17 protein-coding genes and 1 tRNA gene are annotated in these 17991 nt (G+C 66.4%); 8 read left to right on the top strand and 10 right to left on the bottom strand.

Going from position 1 to position 17991, the window contains the following annotated elements:
- Positions 1-120: 120 nt before the first annotated feature.
- Both AKJ08_RS18850 and AKJ08_RS20765 read right to left on the bottom strand, forming a co-directional pair.
- Complete coding sequence (locus tag AKJ08_RS18850; protein ID WP_157370744.1) at positions 121-1365, bottom strand: FAD binding domain-containing protein; 1245 nt, start codon at positions 1363-1365, stop codon at positions 121-123.
- Between the two features lie 139 nt (positions 1366-1504).
- The gene (locus AKJ08_RS20765; RefSeq protein ID WP_338062169.1) at positions 1505-2251 is read right to left on the bottom strand and encodes an SDR family oxidoreductase; all 747 of its coding nucleotides are present in this window, start codon (positions 2249-2251) and stop codon (positions 1505-1507) included.
- Between AKJ08_RS20765 and AKJ08_RS15430 the strand changes: the two genes are divergently transcribed.
- Positions 2168-2725 (top strand): dihydrofolate reductase family protein, encoded by a 558-nt coding sequence (locus AKJ08_RS15430; RefSeq protein WP_050726886.1) that lies wholly within the window; start codon positions 2168-2170, stop codon positions 2723-2725. The two genes, AKJ08_RS20765 and AKJ08_RS15430, sit on opposite strands and share 84 nt — an antisense overlap.
- A 1-nt stretch (position 2726) precedes the next feature.
- On the opposite strand, the gene AKJ08_RS15435 is transcribed toward AKJ08_RS15430, so the two are convergent.
- Positions 2727-3128, bottom strand: a complete 402-nt coding sequence (locus AKJ08_RS15435) for a hypothetical protein (RefSeq protein ID WP_050726887.1) — start codon at positions 3126-3128, stop codon at positions 2727-2729.
- A gap of 82 nt (positions 3129-3210) precedes the next feature.
- Positions 3211-4704 (bottom strand): FG-GAP repeat domain-containing protein, encoded by a 1494-nt coding sequence (locus tag AKJ08_RS18855; protein WP_082343243.1) that lies wholly within the window; start codon positions 4702-4704, stop codon positions 3211-3213.
- A gap of 225 nt (positions 4705-4929) precedes the next feature.
- Here AKJ08_RS18855 and AKJ08_RS15445 point away from each other — a divergent pair, with 225 nt between their 5' ends.
- Positions 4930-6333 (top strand): recombinase family protein, encoded by a 1404-nt coding sequence (locus AKJ08_RS15445; protein ID WP_157370746.1) that lies wholly within the window; start codon positions 4930-4932, stop codon positions 6331-6333.
- Positions 6334-6399: 66 nt separating this feature from the next.
- Here the strand turns inward: AKJ08_RS15445 and AKJ08_RS15450 are convergent, their stop codons facing one another.
- The 4 genes from AKJ08_RS15450 to AKJ08_RS15465 form a co-directional block, all read right to left on the bottom strand.
- Complete coding sequence (locus AKJ08_RS15450; RefSeq protein ID WP_050726889.1) at positions 6400-9024, bottom strand: AAA family ATPase; 2625 nt, start codon at positions 9022-9024, stop codon at positions 6400-6402.
- 347 nt (positions 9025-9371) lie between these two features.
- Positions 9372-9998, bottom strand: a complete 627-nt coding sequence (locus tag AKJ08_RS15455) for a hypothetical protein (protein WP_050726890.1) — start codon at positions 9996-9998, stop codon at positions 9372-9374.
- A gap of 527 nt (positions 9999-10525) precedes the next feature.
- On the bottom strand, positions 10526-10720 hold the full coding sequence (locus tag AKJ08_RS20985; RefSeq protein ID WP_050726891.1) for a helix-turn-helix transcriptional regulator: 195 nt from the start codon (positions 10718-10720) through the stop codon (positions 10526-10528).
- Positions 10721-11292: 572 nt separating this feature from the next.
- The gene (locus AKJ08_RS15465; protein ID WP_050726892.1) at positions 11293-11604 is read right to left on the bottom strand and encodes a hypothetical protein; all 312 of its coding nucleotides are present in this window, start codon (positions 11602-11604) and stop codon (positions 11293-11295) included.
- 121 nt (positions 11605-11725) lie between these two features.
- Between AKJ08_RS15465 and AKJ08_RS15470 the strand changes: the two genes are divergently transcribed.
- Positions 11726-12046 (top strand): hypothetical protein, encoded by a 321-nt coding sequence (locus tag AKJ08_RS15470; RefSeq protein ID WP_050726893.1) that lies wholly within the window; start codon positions 11726-11728, stop codon positions 12044-12046.
- Between the two features lie 674 nt (positions 12047-12720).
- Here the strand turns inward: AKJ08_RS15470 and AKJ08_RS15485 are convergent.
- Positions 12721-12796 (bottom strand) — tRNA-Asn (locus AKJ08_RS15485).
- A 250-nt stretch (positions 12797-13046) separates the two neighbouring features.
- Between AKJ08_RS15485 and AKJ08_RS15490 the strand changes: the two genes are divergently transcribed.
- The 3 genes from AKJ08_RS15490 (at position 13047) to queF (ending at position 15136) form a co-directional block, all read left to right on the top strand.
- The gene (locus AKJ08_RS15490) at positions 13047-13712 is read left to right on the top strand and encodes a DsbA family oxidoreductase (RefSeq protein ID WP_050726896.1); all 666 of its coding nucleotides are present in this window, start codon (positions 13047-13049) and stop codon (positions 13710-13712) included.
- 57 nt (positions 13713-13769) lie between these two features.
- Positions 13770-14711: a DUF2058 family protein gene (locus tag AKJ08_RS15495; protein ID WP_157370748.1), complete on the top strand. Its 942-nt coding sequence runs from the start codon at positions 13770-13772 to the stop codon at positions 14709-14711.
- Between the two features lie 65 nt (positions 14712-14776).
- The gene (queF, locus tag AKJ08_RS15500) at positions 14777-15136 is read left to right on the top strand and encodes a preQ(1) synthase (RefSeq protein ID WP_050726898.1); all 360 of its coding nucleotides are present in this window, start codon (positions 14777-14779) and stop codon (positions 15134-15136) included.
- Positions 15137-15178: 42 nt separating this feature from the next.
- On the opposite strand, the gene AKJ08_RS15505 is transcribed toward queF, so the two are convergent.
- Positions 15179-16123, bottom strand: a complete 945-nt coding sequence (locus AKJ08_RS15505; RefSeq protein WP_205624741.1) for a metallophosphoesterase family protein — start codon at positions 16121-16123, stop codon at positions 15179-15181.
- Positions 16124-16317: 194 nt separating this feature from the next.
- Between AKJ08_RS15505 and gluQRS the strand changes: the two genes are divergently transcribed.
- Positions 16318-17253, top strand: a complete 936-nt coding sequence (gene gluQRS / locus AKJ08_RS15510) for a tRNA glutamyl-Q(34) synthetase GluQRS (RefSeq protein ID WP_050726899.1) — start codon at positions 16318-16320, stop codon at positions 17251-17253.
- Positions 17254-17296: 43 nt separating this feature from the next.
- Positions 17297-17938: a MiaE family protein gene (locus tag AKJ08_RS15515; RefSeq protein ID WP_240475367.1), complete on the top strand. Its 642-nt coding sequence runs from the start codon at positions 17297-17299 to the stop codon at positions 17936-17938.
- Positions 17939-17991 lie beyond the last annotated feature (53 nt).

Raw genomic sequence — 17991 nt, forward strand, 5'->3', positions numbered from 1 at the left:
CCCGCGTCCACGCCCTCAAACAGGCGAATTCCGGAGGCTAACCTTGGCCCAGTATTCAGCTACATGGCAAAGGGCCATGAAGAAATGGAACCTGCAATGGTGGCCTGGTGCTCGACGGGGTCATTCCTCGCCGTACAATTCAGGAGCGCGATCCGGTGCGTGCATTTGTAAGCGCTCGCCGAGTCGCTGTCCGTAGCGGACAATCAGGGAGCCCGCGATCATCCGCTTGGCGCTATAGCGATAGAGTGCAGCATCAATAGACGCCTCCTCTACTAGCGCGTCGCGCAACTCCATGGCGTCGGCCGCTGCCTTTGCGACCCCCATCGCAGTATGAGGTCGAACTACGAACGCTGCGTCTCCGAGGAGAACGACGCGGCCGCGATACATCACCGGAGCTTCGAAATCGAAGATTCCCTGGAGAAACGGGCACTTCTCTCTGGTCACGATCTCGCTAAGAACAGTCGGCAGATTTGCGCGGGCGGCAGCGCGTAGCTCCTCTTGTGTGCTTGTGGAGAGAGTGCCCCGGGCAGCCGAGAAAGCGCGGCGTTCGCCGTCGTTTGCCTCCAGTGCCTGCGCAAACTGATCGGGAGTGAGTTGCCGGTACCAGACCCAGTTGTAGCGGCGCGCTCCCGGCTTCGTGCTTCCGTCTGCTCCAGCGACGGTGTAGCCAAGGAACTGGGTGTCGGGCAGATCATAGAACGTAAATCGGTCCGAGACGACGTCTGCGCTCTGCTTCGACAATTCCCGCTCAGGTGAAAGGCCTCGGAAGGCTGCGTAGCCTGCGTACCTCGGCTTGGAGCCCGGTGCGACCATGGCACGTACGACAGAACCGATTCCATCCGCCCCGATGACAAGTTCTGCCCGGTGGATGGATCCATCGGAAAGGTGAACCTCAGCGTGGCTTTGAGCCGTCGTGATGGAAGCAACTCCGCTCCCCAAATGATAGCTCTGCGACAGGACCTCATCGCGCCACGCCTTGAAGAGAAGATCCCATGACATCTGTGACTGTGGTGCTTTCAGACGTCCGCTGATATCTCCGTTACGGTCAAGAAAGATCCGCTCGTGTGCGGAGACTCCTGCCCGCATCACATCCCCACGATCAATTTCTCGAAGAATATCTGCCACTTCCTGCTGCGGTACAAGACCCGCCCCTTTGCCCTCCAGCCCAGACGGGGAGCGTTCATAGATGTCAATGCTCCATCCTTCCCGTTGCAACAACACTCCGATGAACAGTCCTCCCACGGAGCCACCAACAATAATTGCCTTTCCCCCACGCATCGGCTGACTCCGCATCACTTCGAAGGCGAGCAGGCTCGCCGCCGAAATGAAGGCTCCATCGAAGTGGGCAGCGGCCTGCTCGATCACGAACAAGATCGGCACGGGCGAGACGCTGCACAAGCGGGTCCGGCGGGCCGAGCGCGATGCTGTCGAGCGGCCGCCACCGCGGCGTGCCACGAGGGCGGCGTCGGCATCCCGCGCGCCTCGATTGAGCTGAAGCTAGGCTTTAGGATTCGGCGTCCGAGCCGCCTTCACGCAGCTCGATCGGCGAGGCGCCGATGGCGTGGTAGCTGCCGTCGACGTGGACCATCTCACCGCTGGTGGAGGGGAACCAATCCGAGAGGAGCGCGATGGCGGCGGGGTACACGTCGGGATGCCTGGTGCGTAAGTTCCGGCCCAGTGGCGCCTGGGTGACCCAGCGCTTCTCGAGGAGCTCGAAGCCCGGAATGCTCTTGGCCGCCATCGTGTCCAGCGGGCCCGCGGCCACCGAGTTGATCCGGATCCCCTTCGGGCTCAGATCCCAGGCGAGGTAGCGGACGGTGGAGGTGAGCGGCGCCCTGCAGACGACCATCCAGTCGTTGATCGGGCGCGTCTGAGGGATCCCATCCTCGAGCAGAAGATCGCCGAGATCATGGCGCGGTCCGACGCCGTACTCACTGGGATGTCTGGAGAAAAGACGACGGGCGTGGAAGCGGCCGTTAACGACACGTTCTCCCACGCCCGTCAGGCACTGGCTCCGCGAACGCCAGATTTCTCGAACCTGGAAGGTCGCCAAGGATCTCGATAGCTTTGCGGATCTTCGAGCCGGTCGAGCAACGACCCTTTCGTCGCCAATGCGCAGCAGACCGCTACCTTGCCCTATCGTCGCGTATCTCGAACGGAGGAGACCATGGGACTCTTGACCTTCAGCATCAACGTCACCCTGGACGGCTGCGTCGACCACCAGGAGGGAATCGCCGACGACGAGACACACGCCTTCTTCACCAGCCTCATGGACGAAAGCGGGGCGATGCTGTGGGGCCGCGTCACCTACGAGATGATGGAGAGCTACTGGCCGGCGGTCGCCCGCGGCGACGAGGAGGCGCCGCCGGCGATGCGCGAGTGGGCGGTGAAGCTGGAGGCCAAGCCGAAGTACGTGGTGTCGTCGACGCGAAAGGACTTCCCGTGGACCAACAGCCACCACATCGCCGGCGACCTGCGCACGGGCGTGCAGAAGCTCAAGGACGCGACCCCGGCCGGCGTGCTCCTCGGTAGCGGCAAGCTCGCGACCGAGCTGGACCGGCTAGATCTGATCGACGAGTACAAGTTCCTCGTCCACCCCAGGATCGCCGGCCACGGCCCGACCCTGTACCAGAGCGGGCTGCCCAGCACGCGACGGCTCGAGCTGGTCTCGGCGATGCCGCTCCACAGCGGCGCGGTCGCCATGCACTACCGGCGCGCGCGCTGACTCAGAGCAGCCCCTTCGCGCCCAGCTCGAGGGCCAGCGCGTCGTCGGGAGCCTTCTCGCCGCGCAACACGGCGTACCGGCACATCGAGCTGCCGGAAGGGACCTTCATAGACGAGGGCCCGAGAAGCGAAAGGCCCGCGGATCTCCGTCGGACCGTCTGCTCTCCCACCGCATGCACTCGGCCAGGAGAGCGGAGATCGGTGAACCGACTCGCGAAGAGCGCGCGCGACGTCATCGCTCCAATCAATACCAAGTAGGCGACCTGGAATTCGATGTCGGAACGGAACACGCCGCTGCTTACGCCTCGACGAAACAGATCGTGAAGCGCGCTCGGAACCTTTTCGAGCGCGACTGCGGGAGCAAAGTCCCATCCGTTCATCGACTCGTTCATCACCAGATTCAAGAAGGTCGGGTGTCCGATTCCTGGCCATGGCGGAGACGAGCAGAGCGGCCCCCGCCCATCGGAGACGGTCGTGGAGACCGCGTCACGGAGTGTTCTTGTAGACCAGCCAGCGCCGATTGTCCTCGGTTGCGCCGGCGGTCACCACCAGATCCGGCTTGCCGTCGCCGTCGAGATCCATCGTGGTCCACCAGGAGGAGGCGACGGAGTAGAAGCCGTTCGAAGTGGGTGAATCGGCAGGAAGGGACCACTCCGTGGCCGTCGCAGCGAAGCCGCTGCCCGTGTTCTTGTAGACCAGCCAGCGCCGATTGTCCTCGGTTGCGCCGGCGGGCACCACGAGATCCGGCTTGCCGTCGCCGTCGAGATCCATCGTGGTCCACCAGGACGAGGCGACGGAGTAGAAGCCGTTCGAGGTGGGTGAATCGGCAGGGACGGACCACTCCGTGGCCGTCGCAGCGAAGCCGCTGCCCGTGTTCTTGTAGACCAGCCAGCGCCGATTGTCCTCGGTTGCGCCGGCGGGCACCACGAGATCCGGCTTGCCGTCGCCGTCGAGATCCATCGTGGTCCACCAGGACGAGGCGACGGAGTAGAAGCCGTTCGAGGTGGGTGAATCGGCAGGGACGGACCACTCCGTGGCCGTCGCAGCGAAGCCGCTGCCCGTGTTCTTGTAGACCAGCCAGCGCCGATTGTCGTCGGTTGCGCCGGCGGGCACCACGAGATCCGGCTTGCCATCGCCGTCGAGATCCATCGTGGTCCACCAGGACGAGGCGATGGAGTTGAAGCCGTTCGTAGTGGGTGAATCGCCAGGGAGGGACCACTCCGTGGCCGTCGCAGCGAAGCCGCTGCCCGTGTTCTTGTGGACCAGCCAGCGCCGATTGTCCTCGGTTGCGTCGGCGGTCACCACGAGATCCGGCTTGCCGTCGCCGTCGAGATCCATCGTGGTCCACCAGGACGAGGCGATGGAGTTGAAGCCGTTCGTAGTGGGTGAATCGCCAGGGAGGGACCACTCCGTGGCCGTCGCAGCGAAGCCGCTGCCCGTGTTCTTGTGGACCAGCCAGCGCCGATTGTCCTCGGTTGCGTCGGCGGTCACCACGAGATCCGGCTTGCCGTCGCCGTCGAGATCCATCGTGGTCCACCAGGACGAGGCGATGGAGTAGAAGCCGTTCGTCGTGGGTGAATCAGCAGGGAGGGACCACTCCGTGGCCGTCGCAGCGAAGTGCGTGCCCGGGGGCGTAGTGCCGCCACCTACGCCGCCGGTGCCGCCACCCACGCCGCCGGTGCCGCCGCCCACGCCGCCGGTGCCGCCACCCACGCCGCCGGTGCCACCACCCACGCCCCCGGTGCCACCACCCACGCCGCCGGTGCCGCCACCCACGCCGCCGGTGCCGCCACCCACGCCGCCGGTGCCGCCACCCACGCCCCCGGTGCCGCCACCCACGCCCCCGGTGCCGCCACCCACGCCGCCGGTGCCTGTCGTCGACGACCCCTCCGGTTCGCTGGGCGAGCATCCGCCCCCGAGGGAACAAACGGCGGCGAGGAGCAAGGAACCGACGATGCGTGCGTTCAGGCGGTTGTTCATTCGTGCACAATAATGCATTCGCGGCCAGGCGTCTTGCCTGGGTGCAGTGGACGACCGGCGGGCGCTGCCTCCTGACGCGTCGCGGCGCGCATCCTGAAGGACAATCTCCGCAAGCACGGGATTCGCGGGATCGCGATCGGCCAGGAGACGGCCGACGATCCGAAGGGGCGGATCATCGAGGGCATCTTCGAGCTCATCGACCAGTACGAGTCGGAGGTGAACGGGATGCGCACCTCGGCAGCGATGCGCGAGAACGCGACGCAGGGCTACTTCAACGGCTCGCAGCCTCCGTACGGCTACAGGAAGGAGAAGAAGGAGGCGAACGCTGGCGTGTCCCGAAGCGTCTTGGTGCCAGACCCCGGCGAGGCGGAGATCCTGCAGCAGGTCTTTCGGCTCTACATCGGGGGAACCGGCACGGTCGGCGTCGCGAGGGATCTGAACCAGCGGGGGCTTCGCTACCGCAGCGGAACGCGGTGGAACAAGAACCACGTCCTCAAGGTGATCGAGGAGTCGGCGCCCACGGGAACGTTCTACTGGGGCAAGCGCGACACGAAGACCGGCGCCCTGAACGATCGCGAGGACTGGATTCCCATCCAGGTGGAAGCGGTCATCGACCCCGACCTCTTCGACATGGCCCAGCGTGTCCGCGCCTCGCGGGATCCCACAACGAACCCCGGCCGGACGGGCTCGAGTCCGCTGCTCCTGGCCGGGCTCCTGAAGTGCGGGAAGTGCGGCGCGAGCTACCAGCTCGAGACGTCAGGCAAGCCGACCAAGGGGCTCCCCTACCGCTACTACAACTGCCGGAGCAAGGTCCGCACGGGGAAGGAGGCCTGCCCTGGTTTCCGCGTTCGCACCGAGGTCCTCGACAAGGCGATCCTCGACCACGTCGCCGAGAAGCTCTTCACGCCCGAGCGCTGCCGCCTGCTCCTCCAGGACCTCGTCGAGGAGACGGGGATCCTGCGGCAGAAGACGGCGGAGCAGCGGCGGCAGATCCAGAACGAACTCGCGGATGTCGGGCGGCGGATCGCCACCTGGGAAGACGCCTTCGAGCGAGGGGTGCTGCCGGCCGAGTCCGGCGCCGACAAGGTGCTGGTCCTCAAGGCGAAGCGGACCGAGCTGGTGCAGACCCTCGGGAAGATCGTCCCGCTCAAGCCGCCCCCGGCGCACCTCTACAGCGACGCGAGCATCGAGCGGTTCCGGTCGTCGATTCGAGACATCTTCCTGGGAGGCAGCCACGCCATCGCCCGAAACGACCTCCGCTTCCTGGTCGAGCGGATCGTCATCACCGACAACAAGATCGAGCTGGTAGCCAAGGCCGGTGCGGCCCTCCAGGCGATGGCGGGCGGGCAAAAAAATACGGAAGTAAGCGCCGGAGAACCGGTTCTTACTTCCGTAGTGGACTGGCTCCTCGAAGGCCGGATTTCTCGAACCTGGAAATTTGCCAAAGATCCGGATAGCTCTGCAGATCTTCGAGCAGTTGAGAACCGCCCCCTTCGTCGCCAACGCGCGGCCGATCTCTACCTGGCCGTGCTGGCCGCCAATCCCGGCATCTCAAGGGCAGAGCTCGCCCGCCGCTGTGGCGTCTCGCGGGCAGCGGTGACGCAGGCCTTACGCGGGCACCGCGATTGAACTCTTGCCCGGTCCGGGAGCAGCCTCGGCTGCTCCCGGACCGGGGAAAGTCACGCTGGTCGAGCCCTAGGAGACGTCGGCGCGGAGAGCCGAGGGAGCCAACGACGACTTCCGCTTGTCGATCTCTGCAAGCCATGCTCTCAGCGTGGCGACATCCGCCGCCATCTCAGCTACCGTCGGAAGGGACTCGTTTAGTTCGGGCGACTTCGTGTGACCCCTCAGAATCGCTGAGCAGCGCGCCTGGCCGGCGAGGGGGCCCTCCGCATCGGCGGGGCTCACGCTCAACGTCTTGAGCTTGCCGATATCGACCCCGCGGCGAAAGGGTGACACCACATCCTTCAGGAGCTTCATCGCTACCGCCTGCTCCCAGGTTTCGCGGAGTGCGCCGTAAAGCCAGCGGACTTCTGCGTCGTAGGCTTCGGCCCCGGACTTCCGCCAGACCGAGTCCGCGTTCCGGATCCGGTGCTCCATCGCCGCGATCCGCTTCTCGACCGACTTCTGCTCCCAGGGTACGTCGTCCGCGCAGGAACCCGGTCCGGCGTACTCTCGTTGAATCGTCTGGAACTCGATCGATGCGCGCTCCTCCTTGGCCTTCTCGGTGAGGAATAGGACGAACGAAGCGTCGTGCGTGAAGACCACGACCTGGCGGGACTTGGCGAGCTGCGCAAGCCGGTGAGCTACACGGTTTCGACGAAGGTGATCGAGCGAAGAGACAGGATCGTCAAAAACGATTGCCGATCCAGAGCTTTCGAGCGAGAGCTCGGCGAGCATGGCGGCGAGGGCAACGCTGCGAAACTCGCCCTCGCTGAGGATCCCAGTAGGCGGCACATCGCCCTTCGGCGTGCGGAGCGTCACCTGATGCAGCACCCGCCCAGCCTTCCCGCCCCGCGGCACCACATCTACCCGCACTTCTCCAAGTCCAAGCGCCTTCAGCTCTGTTTGGAACGCCGCCACTAGGTTCGTGGTCACAGCCCCGGTCGCAAGTTCGGCACCCTTTTTCGAGATTTCCGTAGTCGAAAGCGCTGAAGCAACCTGTTGGAGCTTCGCCAGACGAGCGCGCCGGTCGAGCTCGGCAACAACGAGATCGTAATGCTCAGCGAGGACCAACCGGCCTTCGAGGTCCGCAAGCTCGATGCGCGCCTGTTTCAACCGATCCGACGCCGCAGATCCGGCCACGACGGCGATGTCTTGCTCGATCACTTCGAGAACCTCGCCAAGGCCAGAAGGCACCGGGACCGGCTCCGGAATCGCAACCGGCTCGTCGCCCCCGACGATTTGGAGGAAAGCTTGGCGACGGGACGCCATGCGATTGATCCACTCACCGATCTCGGCGCCAAGTCCGGCACGTAGGTGATCGATTTCGTCACGGGGCCCGGACTCCTTGAACTCGGGCAGGGTCAGCGCCTCCAGTGCTGTGCGCTGTGCGTGAAGCCGCTGGAGCGCAGCCTCCGCCTTCGCGGCAGTCGTATCGCGAATGAAATCGTCGAACCTCCTCATCCGCTGGCCTCCCTCGTCCCCGAGTTCCTGCTGGCAGAGCACGCAACGTGCCGCCTCGCCCGTGTTCGGGAAGGGCAACGCTCGATATGCGACCGCCTCCGAGTACTTCTGAGCGGCAAACCAAAGGACCTGCCAGGCGCCCTCCCCTACACCTTCAATAGGCTCGGACGCAAAGGTTGCTGCAGCCGACACACGCGCGGCCACCGCCGCCGCGTCCGCCTGCGCCACGACGGTGCGCACTTCCACCAATCGACCTGCATCCAGGCTCGTCGCGAGCGTCGCGAGCCGATCGACGAGATCCTTCACACGTGCGAGGCGAAGGCGGAGTTCCTTGGCAATTACCGCCGGATCTTCTGCGGCCAGACGGGCGACTTCCTCGCGCAGCCCAGGAACGCGCGAGCGCTCCTCTTCAGTCAGAGTGGCCAGCGCCGTGATTCGCGTACGCGCCTCGTTCCCGTCCAGGTTCGCCAGCACTGCCGCGGCCGGCGTGTTCTGAGGGACCATCGGTAGCGGCAGGCCAATCTTGATTGCGTCGATTTCCCCCTGAATCTTCCCCTTCGCCCGTAAGAGCGCTTGGGCAAGCTTCTCGAACACGTCCAAGCCGGCGGGCAGATAGGCGACAGGAGCCTCCTCGGTGGCGTACACGCTCGCGGAGATCCCGTCGAAGATCGTGACCCGCGCCAGGTCGGGAGTCGGATGGACTCCTTCAGACCATGAGAACTCCTGCAGGTCGCCGCCAACTAGGTAACTGATTTTGGCGCTTGGCGCTCCGCTGGCGGGCTCGAACACATTCGGTCGGATCGGTTCGGCCTTGCCGCGCGCCCCGCAGGCCCGTTTGAGCACCCGAGCATAGCCGGACTTCCCAGCCCCATTCGCTCCGTAGATCACTGTAAGACCAGACGGAGCGAGTCGAAGTGGGCGCGGTGCGACGATGGCGTTCACGTTCCGGAGTTCGGCAATCTGCTCAATCGCGACGGGCATCCGGCTCGTCCCGGCGTGCGATCCACCCGCTCCCTGCCCGAACGTCACTGCGTCGACGCACTCGCCTCCAATCACGTTCGCCTTGCAGCGTTCGAGAAGCCCGTCGATATCGCTGTCCGAGAGCATGCCCTCCTCGACGAGCGTTCGGATCGCGGGCTGAAGCCATGTCGGCCGCCTCTGCGCCCACGCGATAACCTGAGGGATCAAGCTCATTCCGACTCCGTAGGCGAGGGCCGATCGAAACCTCGCGGTCTTGGTCACGACCCCGATCTCCCGGGATGATCTTGCCAGCCTCTGCGGCGTCTCGCGAGCAGCAGTGACGGTGGCTCTTCGGATCCCTCGGGATTAAACTTGCGTTCAGGTCGAAGACGAGTTCGTCATCGACCCGACGGCTGAACACTTGACGAAAGCCCGGGACACGGTAAATGTCCCGGGCAGCGGAGTTGATCCCTAGGATCGGCCCAGGGAGAGGCCGGTGGTGGCAGCCGCCGGCTTCTTCGTCAGTGCCGCGTCAGTCGCGGCCCCGAAAATGAGCGGGATCCTAGAATTTCGCATCGGCCTTACCTGACGTCCCGGCGGATCATGCCGAAGACCGGCATCTCCGTCTCGCCGAAGTCCTTGGCGAACGTTACGAGGTGGCAGGCGATCTTGTAGACGTCAGCCACGGTCACAGGGCCGGGCAACCGATAGGCGAACTCGCCCCCGGCGACGGGGAAGGTCCGCAGAGCTTCAGCTCCGGGGGAGGTCACCACCGGGGTGGGAACTGCCTCAGCGATCTCCTTCTTGGCCTCGGAGCGCTCCCGCTTCTTTTCCGAGGTCGCCGACGTGGCGGGCTTGTCGGTCCGGGCATCCCGCCCTCGCGGCTTGAAACCCCGTGGATCGCGGCGGTACTCGAAGAAATCGCTGAGAGCGATCTTCGAGCGCGAGAGATACGTGTTCGCGGTCTCGGGATTTGCGCCCTCCTTCCGGGTCCACCGATCGCAGATAGCGTCGATGTTCTCCAGGATGAACCGCGCGTCCTTGGGTTCGTCGTCCGCCAGGATGCTGGTGATCCGCTCCAGCGCCGTAATCCGGTGGCGGGCGGTCGTCGGCTGGTACACACCGCGCTCGCCCATCTGCTTCACCCAGCGCGTAACCTCGTCCAGTAGAGCGTTCTCATTCAAGAACGCGAGATTTCCCGATTCCATGCACAACCTCGCTCGCAGGCTCCATTGCCTGGCCGTCGGCAACCTAGCGCACGAGCGAACGCTGTCAACGCGCGCTCCGCTCTTCTTTGCTCCAACCGCTCGATCTAGCCAAATTCTCCAACAATTCCCACCCAATGCGAGCATCTCCAGCGGATCGATGCGGACAAGATCGTCAAGAGAGCACCACGGCGGCCCTGCCGGTCATCGGCGCCGCTTGTAAGTACGCGTTTCGGGGGCGCGACCACCGGTGAACCGAAGCGGCAAGGACCTCATGTCGGTTCCGGCTCAGGTCAAACGGGATCCGAGCGCCCATCCCCCACGCCCATTCCGCTCAATTTCGAGCGCGCCGGCTTGCTCTGCCGGGACCCCTCAAAATGTCGGATCAGCGGCGAGTCCGACTGGCTCGCACGACCACGCTAGCGATGGCTGCGATCAACTCGACCTCCTCGACCGTCGCTTCGGCCAATTTCCCAACGAGGACGGGCCTCGATCTTTTTCGAGCGCGCGACGTGGAACTCGAACAGGTCCTAGAACGCCACGCCCATTGCTTCCGCGATTCGCTCCTGGGTCTTGAGGGAGGGAACGGTAGCCCCTCTCTCCAGCCGGCTGATGGTCTCGGGGGCAACCTTGACGCGCTCCGCCAGGGCCTCATGGGTTAGCCCGCCGGCCTTTCTGTTGCTGGCCAATTTACGGCCCAAGCGCCTCTCGACATCGCTCGCCATGTTCGGCTCCGGAAAAGGTGAGGAGCCGACCAAGGTTCACCAGACCTATCCAGGATTCGGAGCGTGTGGCAGAGCTCGGAGCAGCTACGCCCTGCTCGGCCTCCCCCGGGCCGTAGGCGATCTGCTCGAGGAAGGGGGACTAGTCCTGCCTCTCGGCGAGGATGACCTTCCCGTCCTGCGCACTCGCACCGGCGGTCATCCGCGCGTGATCTTGTCCGTCTCGGGGGCGAACTTGAGCACCGGCAGGCCCGCCCTCTTCGCCGTCTGGAAGACGCCCACGTCCTCGCTACCGATCCACGCGGGCTTCTGCTTTCTTCGCCTTCGACTCGGCGTAGACCTTCACGAGGAGCGGCACGATGCCCCGGCACCTCGAGGCGCTTCCTGACCGCTACCGCGAGCGCCAGGAGATCCGCGGCCCCAAGGCGGGCCGGTCCGCGTCGGCATCGGCGCCGAGTTGATTACAAACCCGGCAGTAGCCGCCGCCTCGAGCGCAGCGCGCGATGGCGGACGCCCCGGACGCGGCGCCGGCCGATGAGCCCGGACGCCGACATGCCCCGGGTGGGAGAGGGCGACTAGGCGACCCTGCTGGCGCCCGGCCAGCGGGCCTTGATCCACTCGGAGCCTTCTTCAGAAAAACCAGACCAGGCCGCGCTCTGAGTGGTGATGTTGATGACCAGAATCCTGTCGTCGCCATCGAGAACCTGAAGCAGTTCGTTGCGAAGGTTCTCCGCCGTCTGCTTGGTCTCAAGGAGCCAAGTCGAATCCAGCAGGTGCCAATAGGCCCCCTTCTTCTCCAGCAGCTCGTAGAGCGGCTTGTAGTCCGTCTCGGTGCGCTTCTTCTTCGTCTTCGCGATCAGGTCGTAGCCGACCAGGAAAAGTGCCATTTGTTCCTCCTGTGAACATGACACCCACAGGGTGAGTACGAATCGCACTCTGGCAAGCGAGAAAAACGACATGCACCCACATGCCGTTGATCTCGCTCGCCTTTCTCAGGCCGGGCTGCCGATGCACGCGAGCCGGGGGCGGTGGCGTCTCGGCCGGTGGCTCTGGCCGCTCAACGAGAAGCTCCTCGCTGTCGCCAGGGGGGAGATCAAGCGGTTCTTCGTCGTGGTGCCGCCGCGGCACGACAAGTCGGAGTCGATCTCGAAGTACTTCCCCCGCCTGGTACATGGGGACGTTCCCCGACCGGAACGTCATCCTCGGCACCTACGAGGCGACGTTCGCGGCGGGCTGGCGCAGGAAGGCCGCGACGTGCTCGAGGAGCACGGCCCGTCGGTGTTCGGCGTCGAGGTCACCAGCGTCGGCAAGGCGACGGCGGGACGATGAACACGGCCGGCGTCGGCGGTCCGATGACGGGCAAGGGCGCACACCTCCTGATCATCGACGACCCGTTGACGAACACCACGGGTGCCAACTCGGGCGTGACGCGCGAGTCGACGTGGGAGCTTGGCTGGAACTCGTGCCCGCTCAAGCAGGTGAACGCGGACCGGATCGAGCGAGAGGTGGAGACGATGCTCAAGGAGCTGAGCGTGTCGCCCGAACTCGTCTCGAAGGCGGTCGCCTCCGCCAACTCATCGAGCGCCGAGCAGGCGATGCCGCTCCGGGAGAAGGAGCGAGGTCTTCAGGAGCGCCTTCGCGAAACCAAGGCCAAGCTCAAGAACCTGGTCGACATCATCGCGTCACAGGGTCCCTCCGCCTTCGAATCCTTCCGGGATTCGATTGGCCAGGGCGAGAAGGAGCGGGCGCACGTGGAGGCGGAGCTTGCGCTCCTGCGCGAGGAGATCGCGCGGGTCACGACAAAGCTGGTGGATCCTGAGAGAGCGGCGACGGTGCTGCGGAGCTTCAACCTTCTCTTCCACCTGGCGACACCGGCAGAGAAGCGGGAGCTACTGCACCTGTTGCTCAAAAAAATTGAGTTCCAGGGGAGGGACAAGCCCATCACCCTGGAACTCAATGACCTGCGAAGCTTCGAATTTGACGGTTCGAAACTACGCCCTGTCTGGCTCCGCGGCGAGGACTCGAACCTCGGACATGGTGATTAACAGTCACCCGCTCTACCGACTGAGCTACCGCGGAATATTCTCTTGGCGTTGCGCACCTGGTGGGGCGCAGCGAGCGGGGTAGATACTCGGCCGAATCGGGGCTGTCAAGTGCAGGTCACCGTTTCTCGACCTGGCGCCCCAAGTGATGGCGAGCGGGGCGGGAATCGGGCCGCCGACCGAGCGCCGGGCGTCCGGCCGTGCCGCTCGAATCCCTCGATTCGACCGCACCAGGGCAACCTCCCGCCCCAAGGCGCATCTTCTCGCGCACGACTGGAGAATCGAGAATGACCGCAGAGAAGAAGCCGCTTCGCGTGGACGTGATCTCGGACTGCGTCTGCCCCTGGTGCTACGTGGGCAAGCGGAACCTGGACGAGGCGATCGCCCGCTCGGAGGATCGCTTCGACATGGAGGTGCACTGGCACCCCTTCCAGCTGAATCCGGACCTCCCGGCGGAGGGGCGGGACTGGAAGAAGTACGCGGCGGAGCGCTTCGGCTCGCTGGAGCGCCTGCGCGGGATGCAGGTCCGGCTCGAGGAGGTGGGGAAGGCGGCAGGGATCGACTTCGCATTCGACAAGGTCTCGCGCGCGGTGAACACCTTCGAGGCGCACCGCCTGATCGCGCTCGCGGGACTGGAGGGGCTGCAGGACGAGGTAGCCGAGGGGCTCTTCCGGGCGAACTTCGTGGACGGCGCGGACATCGGCTCGCGGGAGACGCTGCTGAAGGTGGCGACAGCCGCGGGGATGGACGCGGAACGGACTAGCGCGATGCTAGAGTCGGGAGAAGGCGAGGAACAGGTCCGACAGGGCCTCGAGATGGCGCGCCGAATCGGAGTGACGGGGGTCCCGTTCTTCATCGTGGACGGCAAGTACGCGGTGTCTGGGGCGCAGCCGCCGGAGGCGCTGGTGGAGCTCTTCGACCACGCGGCGCAAGGCGGCGGGGACGAGGGTTGACGAGCGGATCCGTCACGAAACCCGGGCCCCATTCCCCGGGCTAGGGCAAGGCTAGGGTTGCGCCAGGACGCCTCCTGGTCCATTTTAGCGCGCCGCGCTGGCCAAAAGGCCCTCGCGGGTCAACGATCGATCCCGCGAGAAGACAGCGAAATGGGACTGCAGAGCCTCCGCGACAAGCTCCTCCAGGCCGGCCTCGTGAGCGAGGACCAGGCGAAGAAGGCCGAGGCCGACCGCGCCGCGAAGCCGACGAACCGCGAAAGCGCGCCGCCTCGCCGCGAAGGTGCTCCGCCCCGCCGCGAAAGCGCGCCGCCTCGCCGCGATGGTGCTCCGCCCCGCCGCGAAGGCGCGCCGCAGCGCCGGGAAGGTGCGCCGGCGCCTCAGCGCGCCCAGGCGGCCAGGCCCGCCCGGCCGCAGGAGCGGCAGGAAAAGCAGGCGAAGCCCGCGAAGGAGCTGACGCCGGAGCAGCAGAAGGCCCGCGAGGAGGAGGCGGCGTTCGCCGAGCGCGAGCGCATGCTGAACCGGGAGCGCGAGGACAACCGCAAGCGCGCCGTGGAGGATCGCAAGCGCCTCGAGGGAGTGCGCGCGGCGGCCGAGCGGTTCGAGGTGACGGAGCGCGGCGGCGAGGCGTTCTTCTTCACCACGCGGAAGAAGAAGGTGCAGCGGATCTACCTGACGGCGGAGCAGCTCCAGCGACTGGAGTCGGGGGATCTCGCGATCATCGACAAGCCGCTCCCCGCGGAACTCTCGTTCTCGCTGGTGACCCGCGAGGGCGCGGAGCGGGCGCTGGCGCTGGATCCGAAGGCGCTGCGCTTCTACAACCGCGGCTTCGGGCAGACCTTCGGCTTCAAGGCGGAGTCGAGCAAGTTCGACGAGAACGCCGAGGCCGACGCGGCGGAAGGCGAAGAGGCCGAGGCCGCTGAGGTCGCGCCGGCTTCCAACGAGGCCGAGACCGAGGCCGCCGAGGACGCGCCTGCTTCCGACGAGACGCAGGCCTCCTGACACCAAGCATCGGGCCTGAGTGCCTGCAGATGGGAGCGCCCCCGAGGCGCTCCCCTGGAAACACCATGTCGACCAAGCCTCAGAAGAACCTGGACACCTTCCCCAACCCGAAGCCGGGCCGCCCGTACGAGATCTTCTTCGACGCGCCGGAGTTCACCTGCCTCTGCCCGCTGACGGGGCAGCCGGACTTCGCGCACATCAAGATCCGCTACATCCCGGACGAGACCTGCGTGGAGCTGAAGAGCCTGAAGCTCTACCTCTGGAGCTACCGGGACGAGGGCGCGTTCCACGAGGCCGTGACGAACAAGATCTGCGACGACGTGATCGCCGCGATCGATCCGCTCTTCGTGGAGGTGGTGGGCGACTTCTTCGTGCGCGGCGGGATCCGCACGGTGGTGACGGCCCGCCACGAGAAGGCGAAGTAGCAGGCCGCAAAGAAGCGCTCGTTGCTCGAGCGCTTCGCGAAATCAGCCGGCCGCGGCGAGGCGGCGCGCAGCCTCCAGGGCGGGCACAGCCTCCTCGCCAGCCTGCGGCTCTGCCGCTGCCGGCTTGGCCGCCGCCGCCGCGTCGTCGACGAGCTTCCGCTCCTCCGGGACGCCGCCGTTGCCGTCGAGGAGCCAGTAGCCCTCGTGGCCGAGCCAGGTGGAGCTCCCCCCGCATATAATCCGCGGCCCGCCCTCGAGGGCGAGCGTGAATCGCTTGTGGATGTGTCCGCACATCACGGTGGCGACGCCGGCGAGGCGGCACGCCTCGAGGAACCGCAACGCATCGGTGAGCCCGTGATCCCTGCGATCGACCTTGCCGTCGGGCCGCACGGGCGTGTGGTGGAGGACCACGTGGACGGTGCGCCCCTTCACCTTCGGGTGGGCGCAGATCTTCATGAGCGCCTGGAGCTGATCGTCCCCCACCCTGCCGGCGGCGATGCCGGGAACGGGGGGCACGCGCGCGGAGCAGAGGCCGACGATGGCGACGTCGTCACCGAGGAGCCGCACGTGGGGCCAGGCGCCCTCGGCTCGCAGCTCGGGGAGGTCGGAGCCGAGGAGGTGGCCGAACCACTTCTCGAAGCGCTGCTTGCGCACGCTGCCGGGGGTGAAGACGTCGTGGTTGCCGGGGATGACGGTGAGCTTGTCGGGCTTGTCGGCGAGCTCGCCCAGGGCCTTGCGGGCGCCTTCGAACTCCTCGTCGAGGGCGAGGGCGGTGAGGTCGCCGGAGAGGACGACGTGGTCGACGGCGTTCCTCGCGGCCTCGGCGACGAGGCGGGCGATGGTCTCGGGGGCCTTTACGTAGCGCTGCGCGCGCTTGGCGAGCTTGAGCTCGAGCTGGGCGGCGAGCCTGCGCCAGCCGAGCTTCCTCCACGGACGCTCGTCGTAGTCGACCTGCACGTGAACATCGGAGATGTGGAGGATTTTCAAGGCGCTGTCCCGCCCTTTCGGCGTTCGTGAAGAACCTGGAGAAAACCTGGGTACGGGGCGGGCGCTCGTAAACCGGGAGCCCGCTTGCCTTGTAGGTGGGAGACGCGTTTCGGGGAGAGAACCCGGGCCGCGCCGGAAAAAATGCCCGCGCTCCGATGGGAGCCGGTGCGAAGCTGGTTGATCGAAGGAAACCGATGAAGGCACGCGGACGATACGCCCCGACCCCATCAGGGGATCTCCACCTGGGCAACGCACGGACGGCGCTGCTCGCGTGGCTGTCGATCCGCGCGCAGGGCGGCGAATTCGTGCTCCGGATGGAGGACCTGGACAAGCCGCGGGAGCAGCCAGGGGCGGCGGCGCGGATCCTGGATTCCCTGCGCTGGCTGGGCCTGGACTGGGACGAGGGGCCGGACGTCGGCGGGCCGCACGGGTCGTATGTACAGAGCGAGCGCTCGGGCCTCTACGACGACGCGGTGACGACGCTGGTCGCGGTGGGAAAGGCGTTTCCCTGCTGGTGCTCCCGGGCGGAGGTCGCTGCGGCGAGCCGCGCACCTCACGCCGGCGAGGAAGGGCCGCGCTACCCAGGCACCTGCCGCACGGCGGATCCCGGGGCGATGGCGCTCCGAGGGCGCCCGCCGTCGATGCGCGTGCGAGCCCCCGAGGGGCCGATCCGCTTCGTGGATCGCCTGCAGGGCCCGCAGGCGTTCGACGTGGATGCGCTGACGGGGGACTTCGTGATCCGCCGGGCGGACGGCGTGGCGTCGTACCAGCTCGCGGTGGCGGTGGACGACGCGGCGATGGGGATCACGGAGGTGCTCCGGGGCGACGATCTCCTCTCGTCGACGCCGCGCCAGCTCATCGTGTACGAGGCGCTTTCACTCGTAGCTCCGTCGTTCTTCCACGTGCCGCTGGTGCTCGGGCCGGACGGGGGCCGGCTGGCGAAGCGGAACGGCGCCCGCTCGATCGGTGAGCTCCGGGAGGCAGGCGAAGATCCGAAGGCGATCTGCGGCCTGCTCGCGGCGCTCTCCGGCCTGGCGGAGCCCGGCGAGCGCGTCTCGCCGCGGGAGCTCATCGCCCGCTGGGATCCGGAGCGGTTACCGCGGGAGCCAGTACGCCTAGTAGGCGGCTGAGCGGCTTGCCCTCTTTGACGCGCCGGGTATTCTCTCGCGCCCCATGTTGCCGCTCCGCTCCAAGACCGACCCGCGCTGGATCGAGCTCGCCACGTCGCGCTTCGACGAGGTGATCGTCGACCACGCGCACTGCGAGAAGAAGGCGGCGGCGTCCGCGATGGCGCTGGTGACGGCCTACCCCGACCACGACCTCCTCGTGAAGCGCCTCGCCCGACTCGCGCACGAGGAGCTGCGGCACTTCCGCCAGGTCTACGACCGCATCTCGGCGCGCGGCCTGAAGCTGAGCAAGGACGAGGGCGATCCCTACGTGCAGTCGTTGATCCGCTTGGTGCGCACGACGCCTGCGGAGCGGCGCATGGATCGACTCCTCGTGAGCGCGCTGGTGGAGGCCCGCTCCTGCGAGCGCCTCGAGCTCCTCTCGGAGGCCCTCGAGGATCCGGAACTCCGCTCCTTCTACGCGACGCTCGCCCGCGCCGAGGCGGGCCACCACACGCTCTTCGTCGACCTCGCCGCGACGTATGCGCCGCAAGAAAGAAGTGGAGCGCCGCCTCGAAGTGCTGGCCGAGGCGGAGGCGGCGATCGTGGCAGAGCTACCGCTCGCGCCGCGGATCCACTGACCTCCACTCCCATCGGCACACACAGAGCGGCAGCGCACCCGGTGGTCGCACGGTCGAGAGGGGATTAGGTTCGACCTCGAGCCCCACAACTGAAGATCCCGCGGAAACGATCGTCGAAGAA

Origin of the sequence: Vulgatibacter incomptus, from assembly GCF_001263175.1 — a bacterium.
Lineage (GTDB): Bacteria > Myxococcota > Myxococcia > Myxococcales > Vulgatibacteraceae > Vulgatibacter > Vulgatibacter incomptus.